19 protein-coding genes are annotated in these 19,084 nt (G+C 45.5%); 10 read left to right on the top strand and 9 right to left on the bottom strand.

Annotation, left to right across the window (positions count from 1 at the left end; genetic code table 11):
* Window positions 1-31: 31 nt before the first annotated feature.
* On the bottom strand, window positions 32-766 hold the full coding sequence (locus FS818_RS16170) for a hypothetical protein (RefSeq protein WP_145333177.1): 735 nt from the start codon (window positions 764-766) through the stop codon (window positions 32-34).
* Between the two features lie 215 nt (window positions 767-981).
* Here FS818_RS16170 and FS818_RS16165 point away from each other — a divergent pair, with 215 nt between their 5' ends.
* Both FS818_RS16165 and FS818_RS16160 read left to right on the top strand, forming a co-directional pair.
* Window positions 982-1,959 carry a hypothetical protein gene (locus FS818_RS16165; RefSeq protein WP_145333176.1) on the top strand — a complete coding sequence of 326 codons (978 nt, stop codon included), beginning with the start codon at window positions 982-984 and terminating at the stop codon, window positions 1,957-1,959.
* Between the two features lie 28 nt (window positions 1,960-1,987).
* Complete coding sequence (locus FS818_RS16160) at window positions 1,988-2,230, top strand: NHLP leader peptide family RiPP precursor (protein WP_397351779.1); 243 nt, start codon at window positions 1,988-1,990, stop codon at window positions 2,228-2,230.
* 63 nt (window positions 2,231-2,293) lie between these two features.
* Here the strand turns inward: FS818_RS16160 and FS818_RS16155 are convergent, their stop codons facing one another.
* Window positions 2,294-4,195: a sensor histidine kinase gene (locus FS818_RS16155; protein ID WP_145333175.1), complete on the bottom strand. Its 1,902-nt coding sequence runs from the start codon at window positions 4,193-4,195 to the stop codon at window positions 2,294-2,296.
* A gap of 153 nt (window positions 4,196-4,348) precedes the next feature.
* The gene (locus tag FS818_RS16150) at window positions 4,349-4,630 is read right to left on the bottom strand and encodes a hypothetical protein (RefSeq protein WP_090917871.1); all 282 of its coding nucleotides are present in this window, start codon (window positions 4,628-4,630) and stop codon (window positions 4,349-4,351) included.
* 144 nt (window positions 4,631-4,774) lie between these two features.
* Here FS818_RS16150 and FS818_RS28820 point away from each other — a divergent pair, with 144 nt between their 5' ends.
* The 3 genes from FS818_RS28820 (at window position 4,775) to FS818_RS28815 (ending at window position 5,667) form a co-directional block, all read left to right on the top strand.
* Window positions 4,775-4,936, top strand: coding sequence for a hypothetical protein (locus FS818_RS28820; protein WP_017690239.1), 162 nt, complete (start codon window positions 4,775-4,777; stop codon window positions 4,934-4,936).
* Window positions 4,937-5,069: 133 nt separating this feature from the next.
* Complete coding sequence (locus FS818_RS16145) at window positions 5,070-5,447, top strand: hypothetical protein (RefSeq protein ID WP_145333174.1); 378 nt, start codon at window positions 5,070-5,072, stop codon at window positions 5,445-5,447.
* Window positions 5,448-5,490: 43 nt separating this feature from the next.
* Window positions 5,491-5,667: a hypothetical protein gene (locus FS818_RS28815; protein ID WP_186375509.1), complete on the top strand. Its 177-nt coding sequence runs from the start codon at window positions 5,491-5,493 to the stop codon at window positions 5,665-5,667.
* A 488-nt stretch (window positions 5,668-6,155) separates the two neighbouring features.
* Here FS818_RS28815 and FS818_RS16140 read toward each other — a convergent pair whose 3' ends face one another.
* Window positions 6,156-7,367, bottom strand: a complete 1,212-nt coding sequence (locus FS818_RS16140; protein ID WP_145333173.1) for an MFS transporter — start codon at window positions 7,365-7,367, stop codon at window positions 6,156-6,158.
* Window positions 7,368-7,624: 257 nt separating this feature from the next.
* On the opposite strand from FS818_RS16140, the gene FS818_RS16135 reads away from it, so the two are divergent.
* The 3 genes from FS818_RS16135 (at window position 7,625) to FS818_RS16125 (ending at window position 9,937) form a co-directional block, all read left to right on the top strand.
* Window positions 7,625-8,287 carry a peptidylprolyl isomerase gene (locus FS818_RS16135; protein WP_145333172.1) on the top strand — a complete coding sequence of 221 codons (663 nt, stop codon included), beginning with the start codon at window positions 7,625-7,627 and terminating at the stop codon, window positions 8,285-8,287.
* Window positions 8,288-8,720: 433 nt separating this feature from the next.
* Window positions 8,721-8,987, top strand: a complete 267-nt coding sequence (locus FS818_RS16130; RefSeq protein WP_145333171.1) for a YqkE family protein — start codon at window positions 8,721-8,723, stop codon at window positions 8,985-8,987.
* A gap of 155 nt (window positions 8,988-9,142) precedes the next feature.
* A complete protein-coding gene (locus FS818_RS16125) occupies window positions 9,143-9,937 on the top strand; it encodes an SDR family oxidoreductase (protein WP_145333170.1) in 795 nt (264 codons plus the stop codon).
* Window positions 9,938-10,189: 252 nt separating this feature from the next.
* Here the strand turns inward: FS818_RS16125 and FS818_RS16120 are convergent, their stop codons facing one another.
* Complete coding sequence (locus FS818_RS16120; protein ID WP_145333169.1) at window positions 10,190-10,966, bottom strand: YwaF family protein; 777 nt, start codon at window positions 10,964-10,966, stop codon at window positions 10,190-10,192.
* 310 nt (window positions 10,967-11,276) lie between these two features.
* Between FS818_RS16120 and FS818_RS16115 the strand changes: the two genes are divergently transcribed.
* Window positions 11,277-12,251, top strand: a complete 975-nt coding sequence (locus tag FS818_RS16115; protein ID WP_145333168.1) for a ring-cleaving dioxygenase — start codon at window positions 11,277-11,279, stop codon at window positions 12,249-12,251.
* A gap of 176 nt (window positions 12,252-12,427) precedes the next feature.
* Here FS818_RS16115 and FS818_RS16110 read toward each other — a convergent pair whose 3' ends face one another.
* The 3 genes from FS818_RS16110 to FS818_RS16100 form a co-directional block, all read right to left on the bottom strand.
* Window positions 12,428-13,135 (bottom strand): stalk domain-containing protein, encoded by a 708-nt coding sequence (locus FS818_RS16110; RefSeq protein WP_145333167.1) that lies wholly within the window; start codon window positions 13,133-13,135, stop codon window positions 12,428-12,430.
* Between the two features lie 243 nt (window positions 13,136-13,378).
* Window positions 13,379-14,224: a hypothetical protein gene (locus FS818_RS16105; RefSeq protein ID WP_145333166.1), complete on the bottom strand. Its 846-nt coding sequence runs from the start codon at window positions 14,222-14,224 to the stop codon at window positions 13,379-13,381.
* Window positions 14,225-14,487: 263 nt separating this feature from the next.
* On the bottom strand, window positions 14,488-15,765 hold the full coding sequence (locus tag FS818_RS16100) for a methyl-accepting chemotaxis protein (protein WP_145333165.1): 1,278 nt from the start codon (window positions 15,763-15,765) through the stop codon (window positions 14,488-14,490).
* A 334-nt stretch (window positions 15,766-16,099) separates the two neighbouring features.
* On the opposite strand from FS818_RS16100, the gene FS818_RS16095 reads away from it, so the two are divergent.
* Entirely contained in the window at window positions 16,100-17,533 is a 1,434-nt protein-coding gene (locus tag FS818_RS16095) for an aspartate ammonia-lyase (protein ID WP_145333164.1), read from the top strand.
* Window positions 17,534-17,687: 154 nt separating this feature from the next.
* Here the strand turns inward: FS818_RS16095 and rpoN are convergent, their stop codons facing one another.
* Entirely contained in the window at window positions 17,688-18,992 is a 1,305-nt protein-coding gene (rpoN, locus tag FS818_RS16090; protein ID WP_145333163.1) for an RNA polymerase factor sigma-54, read from the bottom strand.
* Window positions 18,993-19,084 lie beyond the last annotated feature (92 nt).

The following is a 19,084-nucleotide window of genomic DNA, read 5'->3' as shown; positions in this document are numbered from 1 at the left end:
GTAGGTCAGTCATCTTGTTCTATGAAGTCGATCATTTCACTTCGGTTGAGGTGGATCGACCAGGCACGTGTCCCGGATGAACTGGCATGGAATGACCGTGCCGTTTTTGATGAACAAACCTTTGCAGATCACCTGTTAATTGTTCTTTTAACTGATTCACGAGCTGTGTTTCACTGATGCCCTTCGCTTGCGCAATTTCAACCAAAGACTTGCCCGCATGCAGTTGTTCTTGCAATTGTTCAGGTGTAATCCCGATGTATTTCGCTATTGCCCCTTTATCTACCATGGAATGATTCCCATGGTGCGTAAATTCACGTCGTAATTCGGCAAGCGGGGTATTCACTACCTTTTTTAGCTTCACATCCATATTGGCTTTCGCTGCTGCAGCTTGTTCCTTGGTGAGACAGCCTTCTTTCACGGCCAGATCCAAGCGCTCTGACAGCGTGGGCTTTAGTTTTTGCAGTAACTGTTCCTCACTGAAACCTTTGCGTTCCTTCGCGATCTGGGTTAAGGTCTTGCCAAGTTGCATCTGCTGCTTCAAATCACGGAGTCCAATTCCGAGCAAATCGGCTGTTTCTCCGATCATAAACAAACCATGGCCCGCCTGCATACAAGGCTTTTGGTTTCCACCGGCAGATTCAGCCAGTTTTTCATCTTGCTTCTCCGCAGGAGAAGCGGGATCAGCTAAAGCTATCTGGCCCGGAGCAACAGTGAAAATGATAACAGCAGCGCTGGCGGCCAGCCATGATTTCCAATTTATCTTCATTCTTTATCCACCTTTCTTGTCTCGATATCCTCTGCCCTCTTAGTCTGAACCCAAATTACAACTTTTTATGCTATAAAATCCAAAGTGTCATCAAATTTTTCACAAATGATCACAAAAAATCCTATTTTTTTCAACTTACTTAAGCTATACTGTATTTAACTTCTTGATCTTACTGCATATTCCAACATTTAATGCAGGAGGGACGTTTTCATATCATGCATCGAGAATGGCTAGATCCGTATATGCTTGACGTGAAGGCCGTGTTTGATTCCGTTGAAGAGCGTCTTCGGCAATACCCTGATTCACTGGCAGGCCATGCGCTTGAACAACTCCGTTTGCTCAACCCCTTCAGGGGAGATCCGGGACACAGTTGCATCGGTTACATCACTCCGCTATGGATGCAATACACAGAGGGACTCCCGTCCGATCAAGCTCATCAGCTTAGCACAGCTTGCCTGTTACACATGATGTATTTTCTTAATCTGGATGATGTCATGGATGAGCCAACTGAGGATGCCGTGCTGAAGTTATCTTTTGGGAACCTTTGCTATGTGGATGCCCTTCAAGTCTATAATGCATTATTTGAACCCTCTTCTGTCTTCTGGAACCATTTCAGACAGGTTCTTCAGGACTGGGCAGTAAGCGTAAACGGTGAATTACACGTGGATTATTTTCAGCATAACCCGCTTCTCATCGCCCAGAAGGCTTCACCAACACAATTAGGAGTCATCGGTTCCCTGATTTTACTAGAGCAACCAGAACGAATCTCTTCGGTCTGCGGTGCACTGAATATCGTTCTCATGACCCTGCAGATGACAGATGACTTTACAGACACGAAAATGGATGCTGTACACGGCAACTACAATAGCTACCTCTCTCACTTATCCACAGCTCTCCGACAGGAATATCCGACGAGTCATGTACTTCACGAATCTATACACAACAATGTATCAAACTCACAACTGATGAACAGTTATGCAGACTTAGCTCGACAATTCAATGACATCATAGCATCTTCTAACTTGGCTTTGTCACAACTCATTGCCCTGAATTCTTATCTGTGCAACTCATTGGTACAAGCTATTCAGGAAGTAGAACAACGTAAAAAAAGACTTTACCGAGGTGGGTTTCACTACTGGATCAGCGAACCACAATCCAGACCTTCTAATACGGAACAAGCCGATTCAGTTTAATTTAAATACGAAGGGAATGTTGACGATGATGGTGTCAGAAAAAACGTTGCATGAGGATATTATTGAGAAAGCTTGGACAGATGAGCACTTCAGACAACAACTCCATTCTAATCCTAAGCAGGCACTTCGCGAGGCGTTTGGTATTACGATTCCTGATCATATCAAGATTCGCACAGTTGAGGAGCAACAAAATGATTATGTTCTGGTCATTCCACCTAACCCTTCCAAAGTCAATTATGACGTCAATTGCGGACCGTGGAGATCGTTCTAATCTTGGCTAAATAAAAAAAAAATCAGGGGTAGAACATTAAACTGGGTATCTTCTCCGAGTCCGTCATTTAACGAACTCGGGAAAAGATACAACAGCTTCTGTTCCTACCCCTTTTATACTTGTAAAACTAATCTGTCCATTCATCGCTTCCACGATGCGGAAGGTAACCATCATACCTAGCCCCGTGCCTTTGATTTTATTGGAGAAGTACGGTTCTCCCAATCGGGATAACGCTTCCTCACTCATCCCTTCACCATTATCTCTGACATGCACTTTAACTTTGCCATCCTGTGAGTATGCCCAGATATCAATCTGACCTTGTCCTCCCTGAAACGCTTCAATACTATTTTTAATAATGTTGATAAAGGCCTGCTTGAACTTCGAAGAATTGCCACGAATATAAATATTAGGCGGGATATCCGTTGTAATTTTTCCACCTTCCAGATTGGCCATCGGTACCAGTATGCCTTCAATATGATCAAATTCATCCGAAATATTCAATGAAATAATGTGGTCAAATTCCGGTTTTGCAAAAGTCAGAAAATCCGTAATAATGCCGGAAGCCCGGTCGAGTTCTTCCAATGCAATACGTACATACCCCTTATTCTTGTTATCCTCCTGCTCTGTCATAAGCTGAAGAAATCCTCTCGTCACCTGAAGCGGGTTACGCACCTCATGAGCAACCGAAGCAGCAAGCTCGCTAATGATCTCCATCTTTTCGGATCGCTGTAACTCGTTGTTGAATAGTTCCAGCTCCTTGGAGTACTCTAGCACTTTGTTATGTTTTTCCGCAAACCGGCTACCAAGAATAGCAATCAATGAGATGACAAATGCAACCATCGACCACTTCCACCAGAGGAGGTGATATGCCCCGTTGCGCTGATAGTACCAAAGAAGCTCCAGGACACTAATCAACGAAAATGTACCGAAACCAACTGCTAACAGGATCGCTTCACGGTTACGTTGTAGTGCCCGGGCTATCGTGCCAACCAGCAGGATGGTCAGTACAATAACCAGTATAATACCCACGACATGCTGTACAAGAAGACTGTACAATAGATCCCATTGCCCGCCCGATGTCACGTATACAAACAATGAAAACACAGAAACGGCGGAATAGGCCCACTGAGCCTTCCTTAATTTGGTGAATATCCCGTGTACACCGGGGCCAATAACTTGTTCAAAGAAATAACAAAGTGCAGGCATGCCGAGTAACATGGCCAAATCAAACAGAATAGAATACAGGTCACCATACACTTGATAGAAGGTGTACAGGAATTGAGAATAAGTGATCACCATTGTCCCGATGGAACCCATCACGACACACAGTGATATCCATAGTCCTTTATGAAACTGACCCAGAAAAAATGTGCAACTCAGCATAATGAGCGAGGTAAATACAAAAGTTGAACCCAAAATGATATCCATTAACCCATTATGGAGATACTTCTCCTGCAGCATGGCATATGGTCCGACCTGGACATCGCCTTGAATGCCCAACCACCCTCTCTCATTTTGCGCCCAAACATAGAGTGTTTTCCCCGAATTTTCTGCAGATAGCGGTAAAAAAACGGCATTATTGTCGTAATTATAATGGTAATTCTCGTATACTTTCCGATCTTCAAGATAGATCACAATATGAGTACCTTTAATATTTTCGAAGCGAATCGCTGAACTTCCGTCATGTAAACGGGGAATTGTCAAACGTGTCCACAAAGAATCTGATGATTCTTTAGTACTGTCTACAATTCGCTCAGTACTCCGTTTCTCCCATATTTCATCCTGGCCCATAACCTCATTAATGAAGCCCTGATCTCCGGCGTTCCCCCATTTCACTTCCCATCCTGTAATGGCTACAGGCTGCTGAATCTCTTCTGGTGCGGCAAGCACAAGCCCATGCGGCATACACAGAATCGTGCATATCGTCATCCACAAGATGATAATAGCTTTGGGCACATTTCTCATTCACAGCACCTCAAAGTTTTTATTTTCGCTTCTTCATTTCTCCCTCACCATATCAATTCGCCACCGTTTATGATGTCACCTTCTTACACAAATTTAAAATTCACATATAAGTAGATTTATAGTCTTTTTTCCATTTTATTGTTATGAAAGCCATTAATTTCGCAAGTCCTCAAACTGATTTTCGATCATTTCACGTTCCTTCTGTTCCACTTTTGTACGAAACTCCAACCACTGCTCCGTTTCTTCATCATCGTAAATGGTCCATATATCAGAGAACAAAAAATCGCGTAACTGAACGACCTGTCCAGACCATATGCCGCCAACCCAGAACAATCCATCCGGACGACGAATGACTGTACGAGAAAACCCGGGTGTGGACGCTTTCTGTCCGATCCGAATACGTGTGATCATATTGCCTAATGTGTACCAGTCCACGCTGCACCCCTCCTTGAGTAGTCATGCTTCATCATAACATAGGCAAAACAAGAAATGCTGTAAAAACAGCTGGCACGATTCAATCCTGTGGATCATGTGTAATGGTTTTTCAAAGCAAACTCACTAAACAAGGAGATGATTATCATGAATGAGCCTCATCGCACGGTAGAAGTTGAACATAAGGATGTACAGCACAAATCGGATTCAAGTATGGTCGCCTCTACATTTATTAAATATGCCGCATATATCATTATCTTTTTTGGATTTCTCTACTTCCTTGTGAAATATGTATTCCCGAAATTTTAACGAAATCCTGACATAACCTAGTCTGTTTACGGGGACAATATCATGCTTGGAATGACGATAAAATGCTGAAATGATGGCATTACAATGTTTGTATTCGTTGTACTTAAACAAGTTATGAAAGGAAGTGCTGATAATGTCTGATAAACCTATTAGCAACGCGGAAAGCGACCGCTATTATGACCGTTACCAGAGGTCACGTGATATCCCACCTGAAACCGAAGTGCCCGAAGGAGACATGGATACCTTTGATGAAGTTTCTGGGCGTCGCATTGAAATTGAAATGGAAGAATCGGAGCTTCCACCCGTTGCTGCATCAGCTTTAGACGAAGAAGGTTTGGAATCCCGCTTGGCGGAAACTCCACTGGAATCTGTACCTGATGCAGATCTGGTGCAACCGGGCAGCCCGGTTGATCCTGCCGCACCCGACCCCGATGCCCTGCATGGTACAGATCTGCTAAACGGGGCTGGAGCTGACGCCAAACCCCAGCAGAATATCCTGCCACCGCGTTAGTAGACGCCTTGTTTTGCGTATTTTGATACGAGGAGGTGCTGACATGACCAAAAACAATGAGGAAAAACAGGTTAAAGAACACAAGAACCTTGTTACCGAGCGGGATATCGATCCTGATTTTGGCCTCTTTACAGAAGATTCTTTCCCTGATGCACTGGAAGATGAAGATCAGCGCGATGCGATCAAACATGCCATTCCCGAAGAACAGACCTCCGAGTAAATCTCATGAACTGATTTCCAGATATGTATGCGTAAACGTTGCGTTACATGTAATAAAGTGATGCCGGAGGCCCCCTTAAGAAGGGGGTTCTTTTATTTTTACTTCAAAGCTATATAAGTTGAACTAAAGATTTTACACGGCCCACTCCGATGACAGAATAACCTGGAGAGTAGCGGTTATCCCCCAGATTTTTTGGATTCCCTTCTCCAAAGGGGAAAATCCGGTGATAAAGGCGAAGCGTATGCTTCCGATGCTAGCTTTCTTTCAGAAAGCTTTTAGCTCCGCTTTTTCAGTTTTTTTCTGTCCTCTCCGTTATTGGAAAAAGAATAGTTCAACTTATATAGCTCTAACTTATATAAAAAAGAAGATGACAATTGCATTTCCAGCGTCATCTTCTTACCATAATTATAATCTTTCCTTCAAAAACCTGAATCAAAAATCTATAGCTAAATGCAGTGCTCTCCGGTTCACCATTGCCATTGCAAGGGTCACTTCTCCACTGGTTTAGCCACTCCCGGGAGCTTGTGCTCCAGTCTGGACCACTTGACCACTATAGCAGTAGCCAGAAGTGCAAGACCGTTAATGATAAATATCCAGCGGATCGGTAGCCAGCCGCCAAGGACACCGCCGATAATCGGTCCTGCCATCGTTCCGATCTGGGCCGCGGACTGATTCAGACTAAATGCACGTCCCCGAAATGCCGGTTCAGTCACCTGTACAATCATCGCATTGATTGCAGGAAACACAGCCGCAAAAAAGAGTCCGTAGACAAATCTCAGGATGCCAAATGCGACGTAACCTGTAGTGAAAAACTGCAACAAATTGCCTACTGCGCCGCCAATGAGTCCGATCACTAACACTTTTCCAAAACCGATCCTTGACCCAAGCTTGCCCCAGCGGGGAGCCATGATAACCGTCGCCACCCCTACCGCCGAGAAAATAATCCCCGAGCTTAAGGAAGCCCGATCTGGCTGAACGCCCATCTCCATGACATATACCGTCAATAACGGCTCCAGAATCATAACGGAGAAGGTACATATGCCCATCATACCCAGTACAGTCACAAACACACGATTCGCTCTCGCTTCACGGATATCATCCATGACATGCGAACGAGCCTTATTCCGATTAAAATTCTCTTCCTTGACCCAGAAGGTTGCAATGATCGCAGACACCAGTACGACGATCGCCGAAAATAGAAACGCACTCCGGTTGCCATAATAGTGGCTGACAAGACCGCCAATCAGTGGACCGATAATCCCCCCTGTTGCTCCAGCAGTGGACATGATGCCCAAAGCATATCCAGTCTTCTCCTCGGGTGTGTTCGTGCCCACAAGAGCAATCGCTGCAGGAACAAATCCGGCAAGTAACCCCTGGAACAGTCGGACAACAATAAGTGAATACGGATCTTGTACAAAAAAATTAATCAGATACAGGACTGCCAAGCTGTACCCTGAACGAATTAACATCGGCTTGCGCCCATATTTATCTGCCAATGATCCCCAGAAGGGCGATACAAGTGCACTTGCAAGAAACGTAATACCAAACGAAAGTCCGGCCCAGAACTCCAAATGATTGCGAACGCCCAGATCACTGCTTAGAAATAAGGGCAAAAACGGAATAGAAATCGAATACGCCGTACTGCAAAAAAAGACACCGATCCATAAAATGATCAGATTACGCTTCCACGAGAAGTTCATATAACCGCCCGTCCTTTCCGTAACTGACGCCGGGACTGCCGTATTTGGAGCGGACGGAACAGACCCGTACGTCCCCCTGATGCGGAAGCATTTTCCTTATTTTACACCCATGCTCTTATGATGACCATCCCCAGTTCACCGAATTAACACGGCTTGCATTGCCATTCTAAGCCTGGAAACGGTATGATAGTTGAAGAATTAACCAAACTATATTGGATGAAATTCGTTATAACAACGAACCAAGGAGGAACCTATTCATGTCTTTACGGTGGAAAAAAACAACCGCAGTCTCGCTTGTCTTTGCGATGCTGTTGATCGTTATGAGCGGATGCGTCCGCCCGGCAAGCAATGCTGCGCAAACCCCGGTTCCAGCTCCGCCAGAGGGTCCTAACCCTGTGGCAACGATTGAGATGCAGGACGGACAGAAGATCGTCATTGAACTGTATCCAGAAATCGCGCCAAATACGGTGTACAATTTCATCTCCCTGGCGAACAAAGGCTTTTATGATGGCCTGATCTTCCACCGGGTTATTCCCGGCTTTATGATTCAAGGCGGTGATCCTGATGGCAAAGGTACAGGTGGACCAGGCTATGCGATCAAAGGTGAATTCACCTCTAACGGCCATAAAAACCATCTGAAGCATACCCGTGGGATACTCTCCATGGCACGTAAGTCTGACAATCTCGATTCTGCCGGTTCTCAATTCTTCATCATGCTGGCTGACGCTGATTATTTGGATAACTCTTACGCGACTTTTGGTAAAGTGACCGAAGGAATGGACGTAGTTGATGGTATAGCGGCGCAACAAATCGGCGAAGGAGACAAGCCGGTTACGGACCAAGTCATGAAAAAAGTAACCGTTGATACCCACGGACTCGAATATCCAGAACCTGTGAAGATTACAGAGGAGACGAAATAACCTCTCTTCTAGGAACAAACATAAGCTCTGTTCTGTGCATGTGGCGCAGAGCAGAGCTTATTTAATGATAACGTTTACATAAATTACTGGATCAAACCTCTTTTTCGGCCGCGGGTAACACCTCAATGAATCCATCCCAATAAATTCAGCCACCCGATAACCGCAATCCACAGTGGGAAACTAAAAGCCATCCCCCATGCAAGCCCTTTCAACAAACTACGGTTTGCCTCCACGAACAACGACTCCTTTCTTCAGGGAATAGTCGTAGTATCGGTACCATTATATGGTTTTATACCTGTCTTCATTCGCCGGGACATGCCCTTTTTCCTGCATCTTCTCTGCAACTTCATGGAATGCACAATACGAACCTGATATACTATGACTACCATAACGATATGGATGATGATTCATGTTTTGAAAGGAGATTTTCCAAGTGGCTAAATCGAAAAGACATACTCCAGCACCCAAGGCTCGGGCTCAGGTTCAAGACCAACCGACCACGCTGAAAGATTTGCTGAGCAGTGATGTGCTCGAAAAGCTAAAAGCTCAGGCTGACGAAGCCAAAGCTGTCGAAGCACAGCGCAAAGAGCAGGAGCGTTTACAGGCAGAGGAAGCTCGCAAGGCGGAGCAGAAGCGCCGGGACAATGACTTTGAATATCTGCTGAACAACAGCTCCATGGACTGGAAGAAGCATAAGTAATCAGGGGAGCAATGAGAGAACCCAATGCTACCTCTGGGGACAGGGTCCGAACAGGGCTCTGTTTTTTTATATGTATACATATGATTCAGCCCCCTCATGTCGGGTATTTAGAAATAGAGTGTTCAAGGACAATTCATACATGGAGGGATCAATGAATGGCTGAACAACGTTTGGAAGGCAAAGTAGCAATTGTTACTGGAGGCGGTTCAGGTATTGGTCAAGCTTCTGCAATTCGATTCGCCGAGCACGGAGCCAAAGTATATATGCTGGATCGCACACCCGAGAACGCAGAGGAAACAAAACAGATTATTGAAAAAGCCGGTGGCGAAGCTTATGTCATTGAATGTGATATCTCCAAGCCGAAACATGTAGAGAAAGCGATAAACCAGGCGGCAACCGAAGCAGGCAAGCTGGATATCGTTTTTGCTAATGCAGGAATTAATGGCGCCATGGCTCCAATTGAAACGATGAACATCGAAGATTGGGATCAGACGATGGAGATTAACATGCGTGGCACGTTTGCAACCGTGAAATATGCCATCCCTCATCTGAAAGAGCGCGGCGGCAGTATTATCATTACGAGTTCCATTAACGGCAACCGGGTATTCTCCGGCATCGGTTTTTCTGCATACGCTTCCAGCAAAGCAGGTCAAACGGCTTTTACCAAAATGGCTGCACTGGAGCTGGCTCGTTACAAGATTCGTGTCAACGCCGTTTGTCCAGGGGCAATTGATACCAACATTGACGACAATACGTATCCATCCGATGACCTGAAAGATGTTCAGATTCCAGTGGAGTTTCCTGAGGGGCATGAGCACCCGCTCAAGGGTGAACCAGGAACATCGGAGCAAGTCGCCAATCTGGTACTGTTCCTCGCTTCAGATGAAGCCTCTCATGTAACAGGCACACGAATCTATGTGGATGGTGCCGAATCCCTTCTGCGTGGATGAGCTTATCCCCAGATTTTTTTGATTCCCTTTCTCAAAGGAAACAATCCGTTGATAAGCGCATGCTTCCGATGTAGCTTTCTTTCAGAAAGCTTTAGGCGCACGCTTCGCTTTTTCAGGTTTTTTCTGTCCTCCGTTCAAGTGTAGATGAATCACTCATCTTAATTTTAGTGTAAAAAATCTAACAAACCCGCAAATTTTCTGGATGATCAGAATATTCGCGGGTTATCTTAATTAAAGCTTAGTTGCAGGGAGTTAGTTTTTGGAATACGTCTGCGGCTGCTTTTCCTTTTTGCCACTGGCACGCTTCAGCCACTCGGGAATCGCAAAGAGCACCATGTATAACAGGGAGAATAACACCAGAGCCAGAACCTCTTCTCCAAGTATGTAGACGGGATAAGGTCCAAGCATATCTAACACAGACGGTGTGCCCGGTTTATGTCTCAGGAACATATAATTCGCATCGAGCAACACATCCAAACCATATACCACGAGCGCAACAATATTTACAAATATCATGGAGCCCGCAACAGATCGCCATCCAGGACGAAGTTGTTCTACCCAGGTCATATAGAGCAGAGCAAGAATAATCATCGCATGTGCGACAAAGAATTGAATGAAGCGGAAATGAGCAAAAGCATAACCGAGATTCGGCGTAACTATGGCCATCAGAGCACCTGCGATACCTGAAAAAAGCAAGGCAGAAAATAACCATCTTTGGCGTGTCAGTAATAACAACGCTGATAATAATAACGACAAACTGCACAGTTCCAGCGGTAGCGATGTCTGCAGACTCCAAATTCCTCCATACACATACCAGAATTGCAGGACAATCTCACAACCGATCATAAACCCTGCCAGACCGATGCGCATGAGCCTGCTTGAGCGTTCAGACATGAAACGAAGACGGTGCCTAAAAAGAAATAACAGGATAACAAGTGCAAAAATAATGATCATCGCTACAATATGTGAAGTCGAGAATGCTGCAAAAGGCTCTGCGTCATACGGGTCAAGCCACGGTGGATAGGCCATGCCTTTCTTCTCTCCTTTTATTCTGGTTAATAGAGGTGACTTCTTCTATTGTGATTGGTAACTTTTTCATTTTGCCACTGATCTTTACACCTGTCCAGCTTCATTCAAATAAGTATTGTATTTTAAATATCTTTATGTTAAGATAAAACCAAGAACAAAACATACAAAAAGTTAGTAACTTTAAATAAAGCATCAATTTTTGCCGAAATTAAATCCTTACCCTGACTTGTTATTCGAAACATTAGCGATCTAGCACATTCAAGAAATGTTCATAAGACCCAACTTTATCTCTATCTAGGAGGAATATATTATGTTAATCAAAGGACTTCACCACGTATCCGCGCTTACCGCACATGCCGATCAAAACTACCGTTTCTATACGGACATCATGGGCCTTCGTCTGATCAAAAAAACGGTCAATCAGGATGACGTTTCGGTCTATCACCTGTTCTATGGAGACGAGAAAGGAAATCCCGGCACAGAGCTCACCTTCTTCGAAATTCCGATGGCTGGACGCACACGCGAAGGCGTAAACAGCATCTCTGCCACCTCACTTCGTGTGCCAAGTGATGCAGCCCTTGCGTATTGGGCACAGCGCTTCGATGAATATGAAGTACCTCACGGCGAGATTGTACAACGCGGAGGTCGTGCGACGCTGGCATTCACAGACTTTGAAGGTATGCGGCTGATTCTCGTATCCGATGAACATAACTCGGGTGTCGCCGGGGGCAAACCTTGGGATCGAAGCCCTGTGCCGGCGGAGTATGGCATCATTGGACTGGGCCCGATTCATCTGACTGTGCGGGATGCTTCACTCACTACACCCGTGCTCACCGAACTGCTTGGATTTAGAGCGAAAGGTAGCTATCCTGCATTTACTCCAGGTCAGCCTGATGTGCTTGTTTTCGAATCTGGCGAAGGAGGTAGCGGTTCAGAAGTTCATTTGGAGGAACGCAATGATTTGGAGCAAGAACGGCCAGGACGCGGAAGTGTGCACCATGTCGCTTTCCGTGTAGACAATGAGGAAGAATTAAGACAATGGGTTGACCGAGTTCATCAGTTCCAATTCCCAAGCTCCGGTTTTGTAGACCGCTTCTACTTCCGCTCCCTGTACTTCCGTGAAGCTAACGGTATTTTGTTTGAGCTTGCGACAGATGGACCCGGATTCGATACGGACGAGGACTTCGCCACACTTGGAGAATCACTCGCGTTACCTCCGTTCCTGGAAGGACGCCGTGCTGAGATCGAAGCAAACCTGAAACCGCTGGATACCATGATCCGCTAATATTCATGGTTGTCGGGTAAGTCCACAAATACTCAATTCAAAACGAAAAAACGATGCTAACCAGGCAACTCTGAAAACCGGATTCGCTTCAGGGCTTGCCTGGCGGAGCATCGTTTTTTTATGCTTATGCTTGCCTTCCCCTTATGATGTAAGGTGGCAAACTTATTCATTCTGTTTTACTTGGTCAGATATGACGTTGTAAGCGGTACAAACAGGGCTGAACCCGGATCTTCAGATACGATCTCGACATAGACAGCGTCTGTACCTTTCACATCTACATCTAAGCTCATCATACCGTTTTCCGGAGTGATATTGAACTTTTTAAGTGTCGCGAGATCCTGATCGTAGATATGAATCTCCTGATTTCCCGTCAGCGCGGCAAGTTCCAAGTGAAGAGAAGAATACTTTTTCCCCGTATTAATCTGGATATCATCGCCCTGTTTTGTAGGGTCATTATGCAGATATACATCTTTGTAATCTTTGCCTTTGTATGTGGTATCCTTAGGATCTTTGGTGTGCCAAGCGGTAGATCCCAGTACGGAAGTTCCAAGTGCACTCAGCGTTACTTTTGTGTTTGTTACTGGCGCAGACCCATTCGTTCCACCGATGAGGACGGATGAAGTTGCACCGTCATAATTGATCTCTGTTCCAAGCAACGTACCTACTGCCCGAACCGGCAGATATGTGGTTCCGTTATATGTGATTGGCAGTACCGTCTTACCATTCGCATCCTTGGCTGTCACTGTTTCGCCATTTAGTTTCAACGTAATTTTGCTGTTTAGATAGGCCTTAATTTGTTCCAGGCCTGTAGCTGCCAGTGCACCTGTTCCAATACCGAGTGTCAATGTTCCCACCATTAAACCAAGTACGACTTTTTTCTTCATCAAATTCCCTCCCAGACGTTTAAATGAGTTGTCCTTTATACATTTAAACGACTAAAGCGTGAATGTCAATTGTTTTCAGCATTTTTTCGCAACTTTTTTTGTTTCAAGACAGCACAAAATGAGGCTGTAGTCACTCCTTTTTTTTCAGCCCCATTCAATGGTCACGCTTGCCATGGCATGTCCTGTATTATATTAGGTATTTACATCTAAGACCTCGTGCTGCAGCACAATTCCAGCCTTTACTCAATCAAATGATTCGTAGTATTCCTCTTCATATACTTCCATACTATATTTCAAGTCGTTCGCCTTCCATTCCCCATTTTGAAACACATAGGCAAACGTTAAATCGCCAGCATACAACCCTTCGCCATATGCACCCGATGTAGAAACAACAAGCTTGCCATTCTCGACACTATAATAAGTCACACGACCAAATTGCAGCTTATCATTGTAGAGGCCATCACCTGCCCCCTTCTGCACATTCGTGGACTCGGCCGGAACCCCATCCACGGTAATATCGATCTTAATCTGATCAGAGGTTGCAGTCACTTTGGATTGTACATGTTCTTTCACAATGTCATCCAGAGACTGCATCTTCATTACTTCCAGTGAAGCCGGATCAAGAATGTATGCCTGACCCAGATAAATTCCGGTGCCGTGTCCCTCTGAATACAACACCACAATCTCTTTTTTACCGTCATCGTTCAAATCCAGTTCATGTACTTCAGGTTTGTACGATCCCCCCTCTGCTCTCCAATCACTAAATTCACGTTTTTTGCCGTTTGCCTCAACCACAAGGCCATTATATATATATCCCGAGCCCCCAATACTCATTGGGTACACTCGAACATCGTTATTTTCCGGTGCCACCGAAACATCATCTGCTTTAACTGGCATCATTTCTTTGTTGCTGTTCACTGCATCATTCATTCGATCTATATGGGAAGCCTCGACCGCTGCGGCCTGGCTGGATGATTCATCTATATTAAGCTGTTGTTGCGACTCATTTGTCGTTTTGGCAGTTGAAGTTACCGAAAGTGTAGCCACCGCCAAAATAATCATCAGCAGGATACCTGTCCAAGTTTTCAATATACTGGGCTCCTTCTTCTGTTGTGATAATCCTATTATATCTTCATTTATCGCCCGCGCGTTGCAATTTTGTTAATCTTTCTTAAAAAATCTTTACAAACCTTCAATCACACGAAAAAACGTTCGTCTTTATCCATAATAAACTAGGGCGTGACTGCAATCGCTGAAGAAAGTGGATTTTGCCGAATTTTCGTTCCAAGCAAGAAAGTTTCCCGCAGGCATGCCCTGATTTCCCGGAAAATAAAAAACACTCCGGAAGCAGCTCAAGGCTGCATCCGGAATGCTTTAGTTTTATCGAGTAATCGATCTGTTAACTGTCTCAACTCTTCTGCAGAAGAGGATATCTCCTCCATGATTGCGGTCTCCTCATGCGCGGCATCCATGATGCGCTTCGCTTCATCAGAGAAGGACCCGGCTTTCCCCTGGATCTTCTTCACATGACCATGCGTTTGCTCCACGCGCCCTGTCTGCTCAGCGATTTTGGAACCAATATCATGAGCGCCTTGCATAAACACTTCAACCGTGCCTGTCAATTCAAGCAACGTCTGATCAACGGAAACCGTTCGTTCTGATTCGTTCACAACCAGTCCATGCTGTTCATGGCTCAGCTCCACGGTTTCCCGGATTCGTTGTTGAACACGACTGATCAGTTCATTAATACGATGCACGGAATCTTTACTCTCATCAGCAAGTTTGCGAATCTGCTGCGCTACAACGGCAAATCCTGCGCCCTCTTCTCCAGCACGCGCCGCTTCAATAGAGGCATTCAATGCGAGTAGCCCTGTTTCTTCAGCAATATTTTTGACCGATTGCGTGATCACTTCAATATCGGAAGCTTCCTTCTCCAAGAGTAGCATAATATCACGGGAACGATTGTGAGACTCGGCCAGTTCGTCCATGCCTTTCATCAATGATGAGAAGGTTTCTTTTGTATGACCCACCGAACGTTCCATCTTACCAGACAGTTCGGTCATACCTATAGACTGATGTTGCATTTTTTGAAAATCATTCAACATCTCATCCGCAGTAATCAGGGAATGCTGGGAAGTCACTTTCTGATCCTCTACGCCAACCGCAATATGATCCACAGCCTCAGACATCATCTCGATCTGTTCTGCTGCCTGCGTAATGGCTTCACTCAATGACTGTGCGTTCTGAGAGGTCGTTCGTGTACTTTCCGCAATATCGTTCACGATACTTCTCAGATTAGAAACCATTACGTTGAACGCATCATATAATACGGTAAGCTCATCTTGTGTACGGCGCTGCGGAATCTCCGTCGTAAGATCACCGGAAGATACCTGCTGCGCTGCACGAGACAGCTGAACAATCGGACGAGTCAGATAGCGGGAAGCAATCCAGCCGAGAATCCCGTTCCAACATACTCCCATAAGCAAAATGATAGATATGTACAGCCAGTTTGGCATATCAAGCGAAATCCAATCTTTTACAAAGAAAATAAAAAAGCCGCTAGTTCCGTACGTAATAATTGAAATTAGTACCAAACCTGCGACAGTCTTTGCCCCTAAAGTCCATTTCATGTTCGCACCCCGTAGTCCTTTTTTCCTATTTTACCAATCTTGTACCAAATTTCATGTGACAAACATCACTGAAAACGCTCTATTTACCTTTCACAAGCCGTTCATGCATGACTTTCATACCATAAAGCTCATAATGAATAAGACAAGCTTAGGTATCCCTCCCCTGTTGCTGTAATTCATGATATGAAATTTAAAATTCCCCAATTTAAATTATTATCGGTTTCAACGAAAGAATCATTTAGCTTGGCATCTATTTTGCTTAAATGATATACTGAGTGCGCTTCAGCAACGCTGGAGCCGAACTATTTTTATGATGCCACTGGAGGCGAACGAGATGTCTACTATGTCCACACGGACGGAGAAAGATTTTATCGGCGAAAAAGAAATTCCAGCTTATGCGTATTATGGAATTCAGACGGTGCGGGCTGTAGAGAACTTCCCGATTACCGGTGTTCCGGTTCACCGCGAACTGATCACGGCACTGGCTGCTGTTAAAAAAGCGGCGGCGATGGCGAACATGGAACTGAAAATGCTCCCAAACAAGATTGGGGAAGTCATCATCATGGCAGCGGATGAAATGATGAAAGGCCATCATCTCGATCATTTTATTGTAGACTCCATTCAGGGCGGTGCAGGCACCTCCATGAATATGAATATCAACGAAATTTTGGCCAATCGCGGACTGGAACTGTTAACCAAAAACAAGGGAGATTACTTCCACTGTAACCCCAACAATCATGTGAACATGTCTCAGTCTACCAATGACGTTGTGCCAACTGCGCTGCGCATTGCGGCTTATCAGCTCTCGGAGACCCTGCTGGGTACGATGAAAAAACTGCAGGAAGCCTTCCACAAAAAAGAGATTGAGTTCAACGATGTTGTCAAAGTAGGACGTACCCACCTTCAGGATGCCGTGCCTATCCGACTTGGACAAGAGTTCGGCGCATATGCGCGCGTGATTGGACGGGATATTGAACGTCTTCAATATGCCAATAAACGTATGCTTATGATTAACATGGGTGCAACAGCTGTAGGTACAGGACTCAATGCCAAACCGGAATATATCGTCAAGGTTACCGAGTATCTGTCGGAGGTGACTGGCCTGCCGCTACAGACCGCAGATGATTTGGTTGACGCGACACAGAATACAGACGCGTACTTGGAACTCTCAGCCGCACTGAAAGTATGTGCCGTCAGCCTGTCCAAAATCTGTAACGACATTCGCATGATGGCTTCAGGCCCGCGTGCCGGATTTAACGAATTGTTGCTGCCGCCTCGTCAACCGGGATCTTCCATTATGCCTGGTAAAGTCAATCCGGTCATGGCAGAGGTGATCAATCAAGTCTCCTTCCAGGTCATGGGAAATGATCACACGATTTGCATGGCTTGTGAAGCCGGACAATTCGAGCTGAATGTAATGGGACCGGTTATTGCATTTAACCTGCTGCAATCGCTGAAGATTATGAATAACGGAATTGATGTGTTTACACGTTACGCCGTGGAAGAGATGGAAGCCAATCGGGAGCGTTGCGAGCTAATCATGAAACAAAGTTTTAGTGTCGTGACTGCTTTGAACCCGCATCTTGGTTATAACGTAGCTGCTTCCATTGTAAAAGAAGCATTGAAAACCGGCATGACCCTGCAAGAAATTATTCTGGAGCGAGGTTTGCTGACTCCTGAAGAATTGGAAGAGATTTTACATCCAGAACAGATGACCACGCCGGGGATTGCCGGAGAACATTTCCTGCGTAACATGGAGCGCATGTAAACACACTGATCTTATGGATTCGGATTGAAAATTCTAAAGAAGCCCTGTTATCCGTTTATCAACGGATAACAGGGCTATTTGAAGTATAATTTCATAGGATAAATTTCAGATCATAAAGAATCGTTCGGATTTTACATGAGAAGACGTGCAAACTTCATGCCCAGCGTTTTCGTTCCAGGGATGACAGAATCCGAAGCTCCTCCCTGTATTTCGCAACGGTTCTTCGGGAAATGATGATTCCCTCGTTTTCAAGGAGAGCTGATAATTGACTGTCTGAGTAAGGTTTGTTTAGTTGCTCGGTTCGAATGATTTCCTTCAGCCGCCGTTTGACAGCCGATGCAGACGTCTGTTCTCCAGACACGGTCGTAATACCGGAATCGAAAAAAGCCTTAACCTCGTAAACCCCGTAAGGAGTGTGTATATATTTTCCGTTCACGGCCCGGCTAACTGTTGATTCATGCATCTGTACCTTCTCAGCAATCGCTGCCAGCTTAAGCGGCGCAAGTGCATCGGGACCCTCACTTAAAAAGCGCTTTTGCTCTTCCATGATGGCCATCAGTACACGTAACAATGTCCTGCGTCGTTGCTGCACACTTCGCATAATGGCTCTCGCCTCAGCTGCCCGAGTCACCCAGATTTCGCCGGGAGACGACTCCTGTATCCAGTTGTTGCAAGCTTCGTTTAAGGATACCCGCGGATTGCCTGTTACAAGCAGCTTGAGCACCATTTCCCCATGAACCATATCCACGGTAGCATCGGGGACGATATAATGCGCACGTTCATTACAGCCTATCGACCGACAAGGCTTGGGGTCCAGACGAGTAATATACTCGTACGCTGCTTGTGCTTCCCGCGAAGTTATACCATGCTTGCCTGCTGTCCGTCCGGGATGAAAAGGAACCAAGGCCTCCAGCCCTGCCCGAACGATACGCTCGGCACAAGGAACCGCTGCTGGGTCACGCTGAATCTGCAACAGCAAACACTCTTGCAGATTTCGCGCCCCTACACCCGGAGGGTCCAAGGACTGCAGTAAATCAATTCCTGCGTTCAGTTCGCTCACGGACAATCCGAGTTCAACCTGTACTTCAGATAGCTCAACCTTCAAGTAACCATCAGCATTCACACATCCAGCCAAATAGACCGCCACTTTCTCCAGCCTATGCGGAATTTTCATCGTGCGAATTTGCGAAGCAAGGATTTGTTCCAGCGTAGGCGCTGTTCCTTTGGCCTGAAGCAGAGGGTCATAGGAAGGATACACCTGCTGATTGTTTCGTCTTGATGGCTTAAAAGAATAAATGGACTGCTCTTCCAGTTCAAGTAGCGGATTATCCGCTGCGGCATCCTGCAAATAACGAATCAGTTCCTGACCGGACAAGGTCAGCAAATGAAAGGACTGCTTCATTTCCGGCGTGATGGACAGCCGGAAGCGCTGCTCCTGCACCAACTGAACACCTAACATCCGATGCCCTCCTTATGTCAAGCTGGACACTATTCATTGTAACACTGGGATTTGCAGGCATAATACCATACAATCCAACCCTTGTCAGCATG

The organism is Paenibacillus xylanexedens (genome assembly GCF_007680605.1).
Lineage (GTDB): Bacteria > Bacillota > Bacilli > Paenibacillales > Paenibacillaceae > Paenibacillus > Paenibacillus xylanexedens_B.
This window is presented reverse-complemented; position numbering and strand designations above follow the sequence as displayed.

Coding starts and splice junctions, on each gene's coding strand:
- FS818_RS16135 (WP_145333172.1), top strand. CDS start 7,625: ATGTCTTTACGGTGGAAAAAAACAACCGCAGTCTCGCTTGTCTTTGCG.
- FS818_RS16110 (WP_145333167.1), bottom strand. CDS start 13,135: ATGAAGAAAAAAGTCGTACTTGGTTTAATGGTGGGAACATTGACACTC.
- FS818_RS16170 (WP_145333177.1), bottom strand. CDS start 766: ATGAAGATAAATTGGAAATCATGGCTGGCCGCCAGCGCTGCTGTTATC.
- FS818_RS28815 (WP_186375509.1), top strand. CDS start 5,491: ATGACCAAAAACAATGAGGAAAAACAGGTTAAAGAACACAAGAACCTT.
- FS818_RS16140 (WP_145333173.1), bottom strand. CDS start 7,367: ATGAACTTCTCGTGGAAGCGTAATCTGATCATTTTATGGATCGGTGTC.
- FS818_RS28820 (WP_017690239.1), top strand. CDS start 4,775: ATGAATGAGCCTCATCGCACGGTAGAAGTTGAACATAAGGATGTACAG.
- FS818_RS16100 (WP_145333165.1), bottom strand. CDS start 15,765: ATGAAATGGACTTTAGGGGCAAAGACTGTCGCAGGTTTGGTACTAATT.
- FS818_RS16120 (WP_145333169.1), bottom strand. CDS start 10,966: ATGGCCTATCCACCGTGGCTTGACCCGTATGACGCAGAGCCTTTTGCA.
- FS818_RS16145 (WP_145333174.1), top strand. CDS start 5,070: ATGTCTGATAAACCTATTAGCAACGCGGAAAGCGACCGCTATTATGAC.
- FS818_RS16095 (WP_145333164.1), top strand. CDS start 16,100: ATGTCTACTATGTCCACACGGACGGAGAAAGATTTTATCGGCGAAAAA.
- rpoN (WP_145333163.1), bottom strand. CDS start 18,992: ATGTTAGGTGTTCAGTTGGTGCAGGAGCAGCGCTTCCGGCTGTCCATC.
- FS818_RS16160 (WP_397351779.1), top strand. CDS start 1,988: ATGGTGTCAGAAAAAACGTTGCATGAGGATATTATTGAGAAAGCTTGG.
- FS818_RS16165 (WP_145333176.1), top strand. CDS start 982: ATGCATCGAGAATGGCTAGATCCGTATATGCTTGACGTGAAGGCCGTG.
- FS818_RS16125 (WP_145333170.1), top strand. CDS start 9,143: ATGGCTGAACAACGTTTGGAAGGCAAAGTAGCAATTGTTACTGGAGGC.
- FS818_RS16155 (WP_145333175.1), bottom strand. CDS start 4,195: ATGAGAAATGTGCCCAAAGCTATTATCATCTTGTGGATGACGATATGC.
- FS818_RS16115 (WP_145333168.1), top strand. CDS start 11,277: ATGTTAATCAAAGGACTTCACCACGTATCCGCGCTTACCGCACATGCC.